Origin of the sequence: Panacagrimonas perspica (assembly GCF_004364935.1) — a bacterium.
Taxonomy (GTDB): domain Bacteria; phylum Pseudomonadota; class Gammaproteobacteria; order Nevskiales; family Nevskiaceae; genus Panacagrimonas; species Panacagrimonas perspica.
In genome coordinates this window covers 2,258,464-2,274,621 of record NZ_SOBT01000008.1, presented here as the reverse complement: position 1 = coordinate 2,274,621, position 16,158 = coordinate 2,258,464, and the positions used below count along the sequence as shown (strand labels likewise).

Genomic DNA, 16,158 nt, shown 5'->3' with positions numbered 1-16,158 from the left:
GTTCGGCGTCCGCTTCGTTGGAAGTTCTTCCAATTTCTCGGGGCCCGAACGATCTGCTTCGGTAGATCGCGGTAAACGTCAGACCCCGCCCCGTGCGGGGTTTGACGCTTCTGCAGCCCGGTTTCGTGATCCGCTTACTTCGTCGGGTCGGCTGCCATCAGGACGCGAGTCAGCTCCGCCGCCGACATCTCGCGAGCCAGCGCCGCCGACTGTCCTGCCCACAGACTGTTGAAGTCGTCGCGTCCCTGCGCCTCGGCCAGGCTTCGAAGCGGCAGCAGGGCCCCACCGGCCATCGGGAACGGCGGCGCCACGGTGCTGAGGGGTCCGAGCTCCCGCATCACGCGGTTGTACAGCCCGCGTGCCGGCCGGCCGGTGAAGACATTCGTCAGCGCGGTGCCGTCGTCGCGAGCACGCTTCAGCGCCTGGCGATGGAGCGCCGCGATCTTCGCCTCGGGTGTCAGCAGGTAAGCGGTGCCGACCTGCACCGCGGAGGCGCCCAGCGCGAAGGCGGCTTTCACGCCGCGTGCGTCGGCGATGCCGCCGGCCGCGATCACCGGAACCCGGACTGCGTCGACGATCTGCGGCACCAGCGAGAAGGTGCCGACCTGCGTCGTCATGTCGTGGGTCAGGAAGTTTCCGCGGTGCCCGCCGGCTTCGACCCCCATCGCGATGACGGCGTCCACGCCCCGCTCCGCGAGCCAGCGCGCCTCGGCCACCGTCGTCGCCGAGGAGATGATCTTCGCTCCCGTGCGCCGCACTCGCTGCATCAACGCCGCGTCCGGTAGCCCGAAGTGGAAGCTGACGACCTCGGGCCGATAGTCCTCGACGAGGGCGCAGTAGGCGTCGTCGAACGGTGCGCGTGCGGCGGCGGGTGCTGCTGCCGCCGGATCCAGGCCCAGCTCCCGGTAGTAGGGAGCCAGCGCCGTCGTCCACTTCGCCTGGGCCTCGGCGTCCGGCTGCGGGTTCGCATGGACGAAGAAGTTCAGATTGACGGGACGGCGAGTGGCCGCACGAATCCGGTCCAGTGCCGCCCGCATCTGATCGACCGACAGCATCGCGCCTGGCAGCGAGCCGAGCCCTCCGGCTTCGCTGACCGCGATCACCATCTCGGGCGTCGTCGCCCCGGCCATCGGCGCCTGGATGATCGGCAGCTCGACGCCGAACAGCTCGGTGATCCTGCGGTCTTGCGTGGAAGTCATGGCGTGTCTCGTAGGGAAAAGATGCCGTGGTCGCGTCGTCGTCGCACCGGGAGCGCAGTGCAGCGATTCTGCTGCGAACGCGCTCCCGGTGTCGTCGACGACAGGCGCCTCACCAGCGTCCGGCGTGCTGGCCGCCGTCCACGTGCAGGGTCTCTCCGGTGACGAACGTGGCGCGCTCGAGGTAGAGCACCGCGTCCACGATGTCCTGGATCTCGCCCATGTGACCCACCGGGTGCAGCGCGTCGAGAAAGCCGTGAGCTTCCGGCGGATGCATCGGCGTCTTGATGATGCCGGGCGACACGGCGTTCACGCGGACCCCGCGCTTGGCGTACTCGATGGCCAGGCCCCGGGTGACCGCATCCAGCCCGCCCTTGCTCAGCGACGCGAGGGCGGCGGGAACGTCGGAGAGCGGCTGGTCGACGAGCGACGTCGTGATCTGCAGCACGTGGCCGCGCTTCTGTTTCAGCATCTGCGCGATCGCGAACTGGCTGACGTGGAAGAAGCCTGCGAGGTTTACGTCGAGCACACGCTGGAAGTCCTCGACGCTGTAATCGGTGAAGGGCTTGGCGACGAAGATGCCGGCGTTGTTGATCAGCGTGTCGACGCGGCCGAAGCGCTCGATGGCCGTTGCGACGACGCGCTCGGCGACGCCGCGGTCCGAGATGGATCCGGCGACCGTGACGACACCTTCGTCCGATGACGGCCCGATGTTCCGCGAGTTGGCCACCACGGCGTACCCATTGCGGCGGAAGGCCTCGACGAGGCCGGCTCCGATTCCCTGCGACGCGCCGGTGACGATGGCGACCTTCTGTTCCTTGCTCATGTTCCTGCTCCTGGTTGATCGAGGCGCGGCTGCGTCCCGTTGACGTGCCGCTATTTGACGGCCTGGCCGCCCTGTTAAAAAGCTGCTATTGGTCAACAATGGTTGTGAAAAAACGCACAGAGCCCGATTGGCAGGACATTCGCGTGTTCCTGGCGCTGGGCCGGCACGGCAGCCTGTCCTCGGCGGCAAGGGCCTTGGCGGTCAATCACGCCACGATCGCGCGCCGCATCCAGTCGCTGGAGACCACGCTCGGCATGAAGCTGGTCGAGCGGCGCAAGGAAGGCTACGTGCTCACGGCCGACGGCAACCGCACGCTGGCGACGGCCAGCGACATGGAGTCCGCGGTACAGACGCTGGGACGCGAGGGTGCCGCCGAATTTCCGCGCGGACTGGTCCGGGTGAATGCGCCGCCCGCGCTCTCACAGGGCTTTCTTCTGAAGCGGCTGGCGGACCTGCCGACACGACACCCGGGCCTGGACATCGAACTGGCGACGGACCTGCGCAAGGTCAGCCTCGAACGACATGAGACCGACATCGCCGTCCGCATGCTGCGGCCCTCCGATGGCGATGTCGTCGCCAAGCGCCTCGTCGCGGTGGCTTATGGTTTCTACGGCACGGCGGCGCTGTGCAAGCAGATCGAGGCGGGTGCGCCGCCGGTGTTCGTCGGCTTCGACGAGGCCAGTGCGCACATGCCCGAGGCCGCGTGGCTGGCGCAGCAGTTTCCGCGCGCCCGCGTGTCGTTCCGTGCGAACAACCATGTCGCCCAGGCGACCGCGGCGCGCGCCCATGCCGGCATCGCGCTGCTGCCGCATTACCTCGGACGGGTCGAACGCGGTCTGTGGCTCTGCAAACTCTCGCCGGTTCCGCCTGATCGGGAGATCTGGCTGGTGACGCGGCGCCAGGGTCGCAGCGATCTGCCGATCCGGACCGTGGTCGAGCATCTGAAGACGATCTTCGCCGAGCACAAGGCCTTGTTCGAAGCCTGAGCGTCGGTGCTCGACCGGCATGGACTTCGCGCCACGCTTGCCGCGAGACTCCGGGCCAGACTGCCGTGGACATCCGCGCCCGCCATGCCCGAAGACCTTGTCGAACAAGAAGGCCGTCCCGAGTCGCTGCGTCCCGATCTGGAAGCGGTGATCGACCAGCGTCGTATCGGGCTCGACGCGGCGCGCCCCGAGGCGGTCGAGAAGCGCAGGAAGCTGGGCAAGCGCACGGCGCGCGAGAACGTCGCCGACCTGTGTGATCCCGGCAGCTTCATCGAATACGGCGCGCTGACGATCGCGGCGCAGCGCAGCCGCAAGACCCTGGAAGAACTGCAGCGTGACACCGCCGCCGACGGCCTGGTGTCCGGCATCGGCGAGATCAATGGAACCGAGGTGGGCCGTGACAAGGCCCGCTGCGTGGTCCTGCATTACGACTACACCGTGCTCGCCGGGACGCAGGGTCACCAGAACCATCGCAAGACCGACCGGATGATCGAACTCGCGGCCGCGCAGAAACTGCCGGTCGTGTTCTTCGTCGAAGGCGGCGGCGGGCGTCCGGGCGACGTCGACATCAGCCAGGTCGTGGCCTCGTGGCTGGAGGTTCCGACCTTCTACGAGTTCGCGAAGCTTAGCGGCCAGGTGCCGCTGATCGGCATCAACGCCGGCCGCTGCTTCGCTGGCAACGCGGCCTTCTTCGGCTGCTGCGACGTGACGATCGCCACGCGCGACTCGAACGTCGGCATGAGCGGCCCCGCGATGATCGAAGCCGGCGGACTCGGGCGCTTCCGGCCCGAGGACATCGGACCCATCGACGTGCAGTCCGCCAACGGCGTCGTCGACGTGGTGGTCGACGACGAGGCGCAGGCCGTGCGCGTCGCCCGGCAGTACCTGTCGTACTTCCAGGGCGACATCGAGGCTGGCGCCGCCCCCGATCAGCAACGGCTGCGCGACCTGCTCCCCGAGAATCGCCGGATGAGCTACGACGTGCGCCGCGTCGTCGAAGGGCTCGCGGACGCAGGCACGATGCTCGAAGTGCGCCGCGGCTTCGCACCGAACCTGGTGACGGCGTTCATTCGCATCGAAGGCAGGGCGCTCGGCGTGCTGGCGAACAATCCCGCGCACCTCGCCGGCGCCATCGACAGCGCGGCGGCGGACAAGGCCGCGCGCTTCATGCAGCTCTGCGAGGCGCATCGCATCCCGCTGCTGAGCCTGTGCGACACGCCCGGGATCATGGTCGGCCCGGCGGCGGAGAAGGCCGCGACGGTGCGCCATGCCTCCCGGCTGTTCATCGTCGGCGCGAACCTGACGGTGCCCTTGTTCGGCATCGTCCTGCGCAAGGCCTACGGGCTCGGTGCGCAGGCCATGCTCGGCGGGCACCTGAAGCGTCCCCAGTTCACGGTGGCCTGGCCGACCGGAGAATTCGGTCCGATGGGACTGGAGGGCGCGGTGAAGCTCGGCTTCCGGCGCGAACTCGATGCCCTTCACGAAGGCGCGCAGCGCGAGCAGCGCTTCCGCCAGCTCGTCGACCAGATGTACGAGCAGGGCAAGGCGGCCAACGTCGCCACCTATTTCGAGATCGACGACGTGATCGATCCGGCGGAGTCGCGGCGCTGGCTCGTCGATGGCCTGCGCGCGAAGCGCGATACCCCTGAGCCTTCGCGAAGGTTCGTCGATAGCTGGTGAGAGCGGGCGGCCGTATTCGGCCTATCGTGTCGCGCTCGCATACTTCTTCACGAGCGCATGCAGGAAGTCGCGGCCCTCGTACACCGACTGCACGCGGATGCGTTCGTTGAGCCCGTGGACGTGCCCGAAATCGGGATCGAGGAACATGCGGACGCCGTACGTGGGAATGCCCGCCGCATTCAGGAACTGCCCGTCGGTGTAGCCGGACGACTGCATCGGCACGATCGGAACACCCGCATACATCTCGGCCACCAGCTCCTCGATCGGCCGCAGGATCGCCGGTGTGAACGCGGGCGGGGCCGCGACCGGCGCACGCGTCGCGAGCGCCGTGACCTTGATCGCCGGATCCGCGAGAACCTGCTCGAGCGTGCGCTGCACCTCGTCGACCGGGACGCCCGGAAAGATGCGGCAATTGATGTTGGCGCGAGCACGCTGCGGCAGCGCATTGGTCGCATGACCGCCGTCGAGCATCGTCGCCACGCAGGTGGTGCGCAGCATGGCGTTCCAGACGGGATTCGCCGTCACGAGTGCCGCCGCACCGGCATCATCCGGATTCGCCGCCAGGGCTTTCATCGCGGCGCCGGTCTCGCCACCCTGGATGGTCGCCATGCGCTCGAAGTAGCTGCGCGTCGTGTCGTTCAGCACGATCGGGAAATCATGCTGGCTCAGCCGCGTCAGGCCTGCGGCGAGGTGATAGATGGCGTTGTCCTTGACCGGTCGCGCGCTGTGGCCGCCCGCGTTGGTGACCTCCAGCCGGAAATCCTGCGGCGTCTTCTCGCCGGCCTGCACGCCGAACATGACGCGACGTCCCTGCTCGTCGAGCTGACCGTATCCGCCCTCATTGAGCGCGAACGACGCGTCGATCAGCTCGCGATGGTGGGCGAGCAGGTAGGGCACGCTGTCGAACGCTTCGATCGTCTCCTCACCGCAGGTCAGCGCGATCTTGATGTCGCGCCTGGGCTTGAAGCCCTCCTGGCGCAGGCGGATCAGGGTGTCGACCCAGATGGCCGCCATCGCCTTGTCGTCGGCGGCACCCCGCGCGTGGAAGTAACCGTCTTCCTCGACGAGCGTGAACGGATCGCGCGTCCAGTCCTCGCGCCTGGCCTCGACGACATCGATGTGTGCGAGCAGCAGCAGGGCTTTCGCCTTGGGCCGAGGGGCACGCAGGTTCGCGACCAGCGCGCCTTCTTCCGGGTGCTCGGGTGCGACGACGACCTGCACGTCCGTCTCGGGGAAGCCCGCGCTGCGCAGTCGCGCGGCCATCCTGCTGGCGGCGAGCGTGCAGCTTCCGGCCGACAGCGTCGTGTTGGTCTCGACCAATTCCTTGTACAGCTCGCGGAACGCGGCCTGATCGGCGCGCGGCGCCGTGTCGGCGAACGCCGGCAACATTCCCGCGACGCTCAGCGCGATGAAGGCCAGGTGCCTCACGGTGTTGCTCATCTGTCGAGTGGTCTTCAAGGAGTGCTGACGGAAAGAAAAAGACGGCTAACGCGGAGGCGCAAAGGACGCAAAGGAAAAAAGCCAGGACCGAAGGAAAAGCAGGAGAAAGAGATCTCGAAGCAGAAAAAGCTGATCAGCGGGAGTGGGTAATTTCTAAAGCACCTTTGCGTCCTTTGCGCCTCTGCGTTCGCTGGTTGCTCTTTTAGCCGGAAGCTGGATTGCCCGACTCCCGCAGCGGTGTGTGAGCGCGTCGGTCGTGCAGGCTCCCTGCCGCGTCACGGACATTCAGCCACGGGTCCTGCGACCGTGAAGGCGCTGGAGACACCCTCGTAAGGCTGCAGCGCCGAGAGCGGAGACGTCCGGGCGGCACCCTCGTGACGTAGGCGATAGGTCCCCGGCGGCGTGTTCGGCGGGATGTGCCAGATCGCGGCAGCGGTGGAGGGACCGATCACGGGCGGGTCGATCGGTAGCGGCGAGGGCAGGGCCGGGTTCCATTCGTAGAACAGCTCGGGATCGCGGTCCTGCGCCACGACTTCCCAGGAGCCGTTCGCGGTCTGGCGTTCGGCGTAGACGTAGCTGGACTGCGTCTTCAGATCGTTGCGTGGATGACCCGCCGCGAACTCCGCGCGAATCGTCTCGCCGGGTGCTGCGGTCGCCGGCACATCGGTGACCAGGCTGCCGAATCCGGCGAGCGCCACGTCGGACGCCAGGTAAGGCGGACGACGCAGCACCGGCGTGACCCGTGGATATGTCGGACCCGCCGCAAGGGCCACGCCATCGCGCATCGCGACGGCGAGCTTGCGCGTCTCCTGCTGCACCGCGGCCAGCGACCACGGCCCGAACACCGTCGAGGCGCCCTCGTACTGCTGGCTCGCGTACTCCTCGCGCGTGGTGAGGTAGTGGACGTAATCGTTGGCGAGTCCGGCGATGACGACGGTGTCCACGCCGGTTGGCGCCAGCACCTCGAGCACGTTCTTGCGCAAGCGCCGCGCCGACATCGTCGTGACTTCCCACGGAAGGCCGACGATGGCGAGGTTGCCGATGCGAAAGAGCTGGAACGGCAGCACCGCCGGTTCGAAGTTGGCCGTCAGTCCCAGCGGCTGCAGCGTGCCATCGAGCGCGCCACCCGCGGATTCGCCGAGATTCAGCGGCAGCAGCACGGGCTTCTCGGCCTGGCAGTCCAGGCCCAGCAGCGGCAACGTGTCGGCGTTGCACAGCAGCAGTGTCGACACGAGCGTGGTCGGCAGATGGAACGTCGACAGCGCCGTGAAGTCGGCGACGCTGGCGGCGATCAGGTCCGGACTCGATGCGCAGGTGATGCCCTCGACACCGAGCGGGCTCGGTCCATCTTCCGCGCCGGCCGGAAACGAAGAGCCGAGCGCCGCGTTGCAGGTGCGCTTGGACGTCGCATCCAGCGCGGCAGGGTGACGCAGGCCGGCGAGCACCACCGGGTCGGTGACTTCCACCTGGTTCATCTGCACGTGGAACTGGCGGTAGTCGACGGGCCCGGACAGCGGCTCACCCTGCGCGTACAGCTCCAGTGCCCGCGCGAGCTGCTTGGTTCCGGCGATCGCGTTGGACTCGAAGTCGTCTGCGCCGCCGCCGCGTGCCGGATCCGGATGCGGGAACTGTTCGATGAACAGATTCGGAGAGGAGTCGCCCTCGTCGGTCTGCGCGAAGGCGGCGACGAAGCTGTCCGGCCCCGGCACGGCCTCGTAGCGCGTCCGCATCACGCGCTCGAACCCCAGCGCCGCGTAGCCCTTGTTGTCGCTGCTGACGAAGTGCTGCGTCGGGCCGATGGTCGTGGGATGCACGCCGAACCAGTTGACGATGCCCACGGCGCTGCCGTCGTCACGCACCAGGTTGAGCTGCACGACGCGCTTGTCGACCTGGATGGGTTCGCCGCGCGAATCCAGGAATTCGCGTCGCTCGGCCTCGGTGTTCTGGAGGAAGGCCGGCTCGGAGCGATTGATGTTGGTGTCCAGCAGTTCTCCGACCGCCAGGCGAATCGGCGCCGGTTCCGGATGCGCCGCGAGATTGGCGTGCGCCAGGCGGATGGCGCCGACGATGCCGTTCACGATCGCGTTGTAGACGTCGGCGTCGTAGCCCAGGTGCAGCACGTTGCCGGCCTCGTGGTGCGAGTAACCGGCAGGCCCCGAGTGCGTGTGAGTCGCCGACAGCATCAGGTTGTCGGCGGTGTAGACGCCGGACAGCGCCGGATCCGCGGCGATCGCATCCAGCACGCCCAGTCGCAGCGAGCCGTACATCAGGCCGATGTCGACCGACACGAACATCAGTCGTTTGCCGTTGCACGGCGATTCGATGGCGTAGGCGCGCGCGTACTGGCGCTGGTGCAGGCCGCGGAATACCTGCGTCGGCGATTCCCAGCCCGAGCCGCCGGTGTAGGCGACCACGCCGGTGACGTCGTAGAGACCGGAGCCGAAGCGGAACTGCTCGTTGTCGCGACAGCTTCCCGACGCAGTGCCCAGCGCCACCGGCAACGGCGCTTCGAGTCTTCCGCTCGAATCGAGGCCAGCCCCGACCCGGCGCAGCGGGCTGCGAACCGCGCACTGCGCGCGCACCGGATCGGCGAACGCCGACGCGCCGTCGGGCTGTCCGTCCGCATCTCCGTGCGGGCTGTTTCCGCAGCCTGACAGTCCGCCTCCCAGCGACAGCGCGGCGAAGCCCGCGAACACGATCCGCCAGCGCCATGATGAGTTCATCGACCTGCTCCCCGCCCTTGCAATCGGGCTCGCGATCTTCTTGTAGTGGGTATTCGAGGCATCGCAGACGCGGCGCGGCCCCGTGCGGTCAAGGATGCCACGGCTTCCGCTGCTTCTCAGGACCGGGGTGAGGAGCCGTCTATTGGGAATTCGCGGGGTTCCCCTCGCACACGGAGCGCGACCCCGGGTTTCACCCGGGCTGCGGTTTGCTGGTGCCGTCGGGGCTGGATTTACGTCAACGGCTAACGCGACGGAGCTGCGATTAAAGCAGCGGCGCTGCGGCTACAGCAGAGCCGGGCAAAGGGAACAGAAAGGCGCAAAGGATTTTCCAGATGCTCCTTTGCGCCTTTCTTGTTTGTTCTTTGCGTCTTTTGCGATGGCCGTTCTCGCTTCCAGGCCGAAGGCAATCCGTAGCCCGGGCGCAGCCTAGGCGATCGCTTCACGGCGCGCGGCAGGCCCCATCCATCGCCGTCCCTGAATCGAGTCGCCCAACCCCCCGGATCGAGCCTGCATCCGCGCGCTACAGTCCGGCGCACATCCCGTGTCCGGAGAGCACGCGTCGATGAACATGAACGCCCCCTTGAACGCGCCCCTGTTCCCCTCCACGGACGGGCATTCGTTTCGCATCGACGCGCAGGTCTATCTGTCGACGGAACGCTTCAAGAACGAGATCGAACACGTCTTTCGCAAGTCCTGGCTCAACGTCGGGCGGATCGAGCAGCTGCCCACGGCCGGTTCGTACATCGTGAAGGAGTTGCCGGGCATCGCGCCGTCGGTGGTGATCACGCGGGACGCAAAGGGCGCGCTCAATGCCGTCCACAACGTCTGCTCCCATCGTGGACAGCAGCTGCTCTGGGAGAAATCGGGGACCTGCGGCGGAGCGCTGACCTGTCCGTACCACGCCTGGGTCTACGAACTCAACGGTGCGGTCCGGCACATTCCGGACGAAGAGTCGTTTCCGTTGCTGGACCGCAAGCAGGTCGCGCTCAGCCGGCTTGCGGTGGACCAGTGGGAGGGGTTCATCTTCGTCCACCTGGACCCCGAGCCCCGGCAGACGCTGAAGGAATTCCTGGGCGAGATGGGGGAATCGCTCGCCGGATATCCGTTCGATCGGTTCTCGAAGAATTGCTACACCTGGACCACCGAGCTGAACGCGAACTGGAAGCTGGTGAAGGACGCCTTCCAGGAGATCTATCACGTGGCGACGGTGCATCGGCGCACGCTGAAGAACGTCGCGAACTGGCCGGCCAATCCCTACGGGCGTCCGCTCAGCGTGGCCTTGCTGGGGGATCACACGCGTCTGAGCATCTCGGCGAATCCGGAAACCCCGCTGCCTCCCACTGCACTCGCCACGCTGCGGCATCTGCCTCGCGGCGCCGACCGCCTTCCGCGTGGCGTGAATCCGCAGCGCTCCAGCATCTGGATGCAGGACATCGACGTCATCTTTCCGAATTTCTTCATCGATCCGTCGGAAGGCAATGGCCTGCTCGGTGCGTACTACGGCTACACGTTCTGGCCGCTGGCGGTGGATCGCACGCGCTTCGAGATGAAGATCTATTTCCAGCAACCGGAGAACGCCGCGCAGCGATGGGTGCAGGAGTATCAGAAGGTGTTGCTGCGCGACGTCCTGCTCGAGGACTGCAAGCTGGTGGAGAAGAACCACGCGGGCATCGCCGCGGGCGTGAAGCCCTGGTACTACGTGCAGAAGAACGAGATGGCGATCGTCCACAGCCTGGAAGTGATCGATCGCAAGATCCGGGAGGCGGCATGAGCACCGTGCTGCCGGCAGGGTTCGAGCACCTCGAGCCGTTTCTCGGATGGGCGCTGGAAACCGAGCCCGAACGCGCGGCACGCCGGGCTACCAGCCGGTTCGAAGACGTGAAGGCGTTCTACGACGCGGCGTTCCCGACGACCGAGGCAGCGCTGGATCACCTGAAGGATCATCGGCTCGAACAGCTGCCGGCTCCCTCGCGCACCTTGCTGTTGCTGATGCTGTCTTTCGTCGAAGCGGCGCTCGCCGTCGAGAACTACGGGCAGGTCACCGTTCCCAATGCCTGCGAAGTGTCGAGGTTCGAGGCGCGCACGATAGGCGGCTCGTTCTGAGGATCTTCGTTCCGATACGTGCAGCGCCTGCGTGATCGGCTGGGGGTTCGCGGCAGCCTCCTTGCGAACCCGCCAGCCGATCGGTTTCCTACCGCTTCTCAGCGAAGATCGAAGCGGTCCAGGTTCATCACCTTGGCCCAGACGGCGACGAAGTCCTTCACGAACGCCTCCTTCGCATCATCCGCCGCGTAGACCTCGGCCAGCGCCCGAAGCTGCGAGTTGGAGCCGAAGATCAGATCGACGCGCGTGCCCGTCCACTTGATCTTGCCGGTCTTGCGATCACGCCCCTCGTAGACGCCGTCCGTGGCGGCCGGCTTCCACTGCGTCTCCATGTCGATCAGGTTGGCGAAGAAGTCGTTCGTCAGCATGCCCGGACGCTGCGTCAGCACGCCGTGCTTCGACTGGCCGGCATTGGCGCCCAGCACGCGCAGGCCGCCGAGCAGGACCGACATCTCTGGCGCGGTGAGCGTGAGCAGCTGCGCCTTGTCGACCATCCGCTCTTCGGCGGAACGGCTGTCGCCGCCGCGCAGATAGTTGCGGAATGCATCGGCGGTGGGCTCGAGCACGGCGAACGACTCCACGTCCGTCTGATCCTGCGACGCATCCGTCCGCCCTGGTGAGAACGGAACCTTGACGCTGTGCCCGCCCTTCTTCGCGGCCTCTTCGACGGCGGCGCAACCGCCGAGCACGATCAGGTCGGCCAGCGAGACCTTCTTCTTTCCGCCCGTCGCATCGAAATCCTTCTTGATCGATTCGAGCGACTGCAACACCTTCGCCAGTTCTGCCGGCTGGTTCACCTCCCAGTCCTTCTGCGGTGCGAGGCGGATGCGTGCGCCGTTGGCGCCGCCGCGCTTGTCGGACCCGCGGAACGTGGAGGCCGAGGCCCAGGCCGTGGTCACCAGTTGCGGGATCGTCAGTCCGCTCGCCAGGATCTTCGCCTTCAGGGCCGCGATATCCGCATCGCCGATCGGTTCGTGATCGGCAGCCGGCAGCGGGTCCTGCCAGAGCTGGATTTCCCTGGGCACCAGCTTGCCGAGATAGCGCGGCAACGGTCCCATGTCGCGATGGGTCAGCTTGTACCAGGCCTTCGCAAACGCGTCGGCGAGTTCCTGCGGATTCTGGTGAAAGCGTCGCGAAATCTTCTCGTACGCGGGATCCATGCGCAGCGCGAGGTCCGCGGTGGTCATCATCGGCGCGTGCTTCTTCGCCGGATCGTGGGCATCGGGCACGGTGCCGTCGCCGCTGCTGCCCCTGGGCTTCCATTGGTGTGCACCGGCCGGGCTCTTGGTCAGTTCCCACTCGTACTTGAACAGCACGTCGAAGTAGCCGTTGTCCCAGCGCGTGGGATGCTCGGTCCATGCCCCTTCGAGGCCGCTGGTGATCGTGTGGCCCGCCATTCCGGATTCGAGGCTGTTGATCCAGCCGAAGCCCTGGTGCTCGATGGCGCTGCCTTCCGGTTCGGCGCCCACGTGCTTGGGGTCGCCCGCACCGTGGCACTTGCCGAACGTGTGTCCGCCGGCGACGAGCGCGACGGTCTCCTCGTCGTTCATCGCCATGCGATGGAAGGTCTCGCGGATGTCGCGTGCCGACGCCAGCGGATCCGGCTTGCCGTTCGGGCCTTCCGGATTGACGTAGATCAGGCCCATCTGCACGGCGCCCAGCGGACCCGCGAGTTCGCGATCGCCGCTGTAGCGCTCGTCGCCCAGCCACGTGCCTTCGGTGCCCCAGTCGATGTCCTCGCCGGGTTCCCACACGTCGTCGCGGCCGCCGGCGAAGCCGAAGGTCTTGAAGCCCATCGACTCCAGCGCGACGTTGCCGGTGAGGATCATCAGGTCCGCCCAGGAGATCTTGCGGCCGTACTTCTTCTTGATCGGCCACAGCAGCCGTCGCGCCTTGTCGAGATTGCCGTTGTCGGGCCAGCTGTTCAGCGGCGCGAAGCGTTGTGTTCCATAGCCCGATCCGCCGCGGCCGTCGGCGATGCGATAAGTACCGGCGCTGTGCCAGGCCATGCGGATGAAGAACGGCCCGTAATGGCCGTAGTCGGCGGGCCACCAGTCCTGCGAATCCTTCATCAAGGCATGCAGATCCTTGACCACCGCATCCAGATCGAGCGACTTGAACGCCTTGGCGTAGTCGAAGCCTTTTTCCATCGGATCGGACAGCGATGAATGCTGGTGCAGGATCTTCAGGTTGAGCTGATCGGGCCACCAGTCCGTATTCGTGCGCGCGCGTCGGCGCGGGCCATGAGCAACAGGGCATTTCGATTCGTCGGACACGTCATCCTCCGTTCAAGGCGCGGGATTCGCAGGGCCTCCGAACAGTAGCCTGTGTGGACGGGTTTATGGGAGTTGTTTGCTCGAATGGGGGGAATCGTCTCCGGCTATCGCGACGAGACTGCAGCCGCCTCGGGTCGACGCCCGGTTCCCGTTTCACCCACCGCCGGATTCTTGCGTCCGGCAGGCTGAAGATCGTCCTCGGATCCTTCGAGCCCCCGGCCTGCCTCGGGACGCTCTGCGCCAGACGCGGGGCCGCGACCCTCAGCGTGTCGGAGGCGCCGCCTCTCCCGAAACGGACAGCCAGGGCGCGAGCACCCGCTCCAGCTCGCCCATGTCGACGGGCTTCGTCAGATGGTGATCGAAGCCCGCTTCGCGCGACCGACGGCGATCGCCCTCCTGTCCCCACCCCGTGAGCGCCACGAGTTGCATCGTGTGAAAGGCGGGAAGCGCCCGAATTTCGCGGGCCAGCGCATAGCCGTCCATCTCGGGCATGCCGATGTCGAGAAAGGCGAGATCGGGCCGGGCACCGCCGATGAGCGCCAGCGCTTTGAGCGGGGAATAGCAGACCGTCACGTCCGCTCCCATCATGCGCAGCAGCACCCCGACGCTATCCGCCGAATCGCGATTGTCGTCGACCACCAGGAGCCGCAGGCCTTGCAGACGGACAGCGTCCTCGGCCTCGGCGGGCAGCGTGCGATTGGCGGCCACCAGCGGCAGGGTGACGACGAACTCGCTGCCCAGGTTGTTTCCGTCGCTGAACACTTCGATGGAACCGCCGTGCAGCTGGACGAGATTGCGCACCAGCGAAAGCCCGATGCCCAGACCGCCCTGCAGATGACCTCGGCTCTGTGAAACCTGCGTGAACATGTCGAAGACGCGTTGCTGCATGTCCTTGGCGATGCCGATGCCGTCGTCGCGTACGGAGACCGCCACGGTGTCGTTCAGGGTCTGGACCGAAACCCGGATGTGACCGCGGGGCGGCGTGTACTTGGCGGCATTGTTGAGCAGGTTGGCGAAGATCTGGGTCAGTCTCACCGAGTCGCCCCGCACGTACAGGGCACCTGCGGATTCGATGTCCAGATGATGTTCGGCGAGTGCGATGGCCGGCTTGGCGGTCTCGATGGCCGTGTTGAGAATCTGGTCGAGCGGCAGTGTCTCGGGTTTCAGCTCGATGGCGCCGCGGCTGATGCGGGAGATGTCGAGCAGGTCGTCGACCAGGCGCACGAGCTGCTGGATCTGCCGGTCCATCAGATCGAACAGGCGGCCCGGCGGCAGCGTGGATCGTGCATCGCGCGCAATCATCAGTGCGTTCTGAAGCGGCGCCAGCGGATTGCGCAGCTCGTGGGCGAGCGTTGCCAGGAACTGGTCCTTGCGCTGATCGGCTTCACGCAGCTCACGCGTGATCCTCGCGCGTTCGATCGATTCCCAGCACCGGTTCACCACGGCCAGCACCAGGTCGCGCTCGGTCGCGGTCCAGGCCCGGGGCGCGGCTTGGTAGACGCCCATGATCGCCACGACCCGCCCGTCCTTGCGCAGCGGGATGTTGATCATCGCGCCGATGCCGAGCGCCGCATAACGCTGGCGTACCGCCGGCTCCAGCGAAGCGCGCGCCACGTCGTCCAGGACGTGCGGACGTCCCGAGCGCATGTCGTCGGCGAAGACCTTTCCGTAGTCGTCCATGAAATGCACGCCGCCGAGCGCAGGCATCTGCGGCGCGTAGTCGCGTAGCGGAGTGCCGGCGCCGAGCGCAGGCATCTGCGGCGCGTAGTCGCGTAGCGGAGTGCCGGTGTTCTGATCGGCTGCAACGTCCAGATAAGCCGATCGCTCGACTTGGAGGAACTCGCACAGCAACCGCGTGCCTTCGCCCGCGATGGCTTCGGGCTGCGTCATCGGCCGGATCGAATCGTCGAGCTGGAGCAGCAGGACCTGGCCGCGCTCGTTGTTCTTGCGCGCCGAAACGTCGGTGATCAGGCCGACCCATTCCTGCAGCGTTCCATCGGGATCACGCACCGGGCGGATCTGCTCGGAAACCCAGGCCCAGTCCCCCGACGCCCTGCGCAAGCGGAATTCGAGATCGACGCCCTGCTGCCTGGCCACCCCTTCGAGCGTCCTGGCCATGACGTCCGGGAAATCCTCGGGATGGATCGCGGCGGTCCATCCCGAGCCGCAGAACTCCTCGTAGGACTGGCCGGTGAAGGCGCGCCACGAAGGCGAGTCCTCGACGATCTGGCCGTTGAGCCCTGCGATCCACAGGATCTGCGAAGAATCCTCGACCAGTGCGCGGAATCGATTTTCTCTCGCGCGGGCCGCCCTCTCGGCGCGGGCGCGCTCGATGGATTCCCAGCAGCGATTGGCCACTGCCACGAGCAGCCCCATTTCCTCGGCACTCCATCGACGCGGGGTGACGGAATGGACGGCCATGAAGGCCACGAACTGCCCGTCGCGCCACAGCGGCGCGCACATGCCGGCCGCAGCGGAGATCGTCCGGAACGTCTCGCGGAAGACCTCGCTCAGGCGCTCGTCGTCACCGACATTGTCGACACTCCAGGGCTGACCCTGGCGCATCGCCTCGACCACCGAGGTGCCGAACCCGCTCAGCCGATGACGGCCGACGATCGTCGGCGCTGCAAGGTGGTAATTGCCGATGACGTCGAACGAATCGTCGTCGTCGAGCATCACCGCGTACAGGCAGCGATCGACATTCAGCCGCACGCCGAGCGCGTGCGCAGCAATCCGGTGAACCTCGTGAGGGTCGTTCAGCACCCGCAACCGCGAATCGAGCTCGTCGAGGAACGCCTCTTTGGTCTGGGTGAGCCCAGATCCGTGCATGTCGCTCATCGACCCGACTCCCGGGACCGGGCTGGCGAGTGCGGCGAGCGGGTTGAAGAGGCGTTCATGTGCGCTAGCCCAAGAATACGATCCCACGGC

General features: G+C 66.8%; 9 protein-coding genes and 1 pseudogene. 4 read left to right on the top strand and 6 right to left on the bottom strand.

Annotated elements, in window-relative coordinates; all coding sequences use genetic code 11:
• Positions 1–134 precede the first annotated feature (134 nt).
• Positions 135–1,199, bottom strand: coding sequence for an NAD(P)H-dependent flavin oxidoreductase (locus DFR24_RS10260; RefSeq protein WP_133881166.1), 1,065 nt, complete (start codon positions 1,197–1,199; stop codon positions 135–137).
• Between the two features lie 109 nt (positions 1,200–1,308).
• The gene (locus DFR24_RS10255; protein ID WP_133881165.1) at positions 1,309–2,022 is read right to left on the bottom strand and encodes an SDR family NAD(P)-dependent oxidoreductase; all 714 of its coding nucleotides are present in this window, start codon (positions 2,020–2,022) and stop codon (positions 1,309–1,311) included.
• Between the two features lie 98 nt (positions 2,023–2,120).
• On the opposite strand from DFR24_RS10255, the gene DFR24_RS10250 reads away from it, so the two are divergent.
• Entirely contained in the window at positions 2,121–3,008 is an 888-nt protein-coding gene (locus DFR24_RS10250) for a LysR family transcriptional regulator (RefSeq protein WP_133881164.1), read from the top strand.
• Positions 3,009–3,116: 108 nt separating this feature from the next.
• Positions 3,117–4,688 (top strand): annotated as a pseudogene (locus DFR24_RS10245) (acyl-CoA carboxylase subunit beta); the annotation flags it as partial.
• A 21-nt stretch (positions 4,689–4,709) separates the two neighbouring features.
• Here DFR24_RS10245 and DFR24_RS10240 read toward each other — a convergent pair.
• A complete protein-coding gene (locus tag DFR24_RS10240) occupies positions 4,710–6,128 on the bottom strand; it encodes a M20/M25/M40 family metallo-hydrolase (protein ID WP_133881162.1) in 1,419 nt (472 codons plus the stop codon).
• A gap of 275 nt (positions 6,129–6,403) precedes the next feature.
• Entirely contained in the window at positions 6,404–8,851 is a 2,448-nt protein-coding gene (locus DFR24_RS10235) for a neutral/alkaline non-lysosomal ceramidase N-terminal domain-containing protein (RefSeq protein ID WP_133881161.1), read from the bottom strand.
• Positions 8,852–9,413: 562 nt separating this feature from the next.
• Here DFR24_RS10235 and DFR24_RS10230 point away from each other — a divergent pair.
• Both DFR24_RS10230 and DFR24_RS10225 read left to right on the top strand, forming a co-directional pair.
• Positions 9,414–10,622 (top strand): aromatic ring-hydroxylating oxygenase subunit alpha, encoded by a 1,209-nt coding sequence (locus DFR24_RS10230; protein ID WP_133881160.1) that lies wholly within the window; start codon positions 9,414–9,416, stop codon positions 10,620–10,622.
• Positions 10,619–10,954, top strand: coding sequence for a hypothetical protein (locus DFR24_RS10225; RefSeq protein WP_133881159.1), 336 nt, complete (start codon positions 10,619–10,621; stop codon positions 10,952–10,954). The genes DFR24_RS10230 and DFR24_RS10225 overlap by 4 nt, the downstream gene beginning before the upstream one ends.
• Before the next feature lie 98 nt (positions 10,955–11,052).
• Here the strand turns inward: DFR24_RS10225 and katG are convergent, their stop codons facing one another.
• Together katG and DFR24_RS10215 are read right to left on the bottom strand one after the other, a co-directional pair.
• Positions 11,053–13,230: a catalase/peroxidase HPI gene (gene katG, locus DFR24_RS10220; RefSeq protein WP_133881158.1), complete on the bottom strand. Its 2,178-nt coding sequence runs from the start codon at positions 13,228–13,230 to the stop codon at positions 11,053–11,055.
• Between the two features lie 261 nt (positions 13,231–13,491).
• Positions 13,492–16,068, bottom strand: a complete 2,577-nt coding sequence (locus DFR24_RS10215; RefSeq protein WP_162851141.1) for a hybrid sensor histidine kinase/response regulator — start codon at positions 16,066–16,068, stop codon at positions 13,492–13,494.
• Positions 16,069–16,158 lie beyond the last annotated feature (90 nt).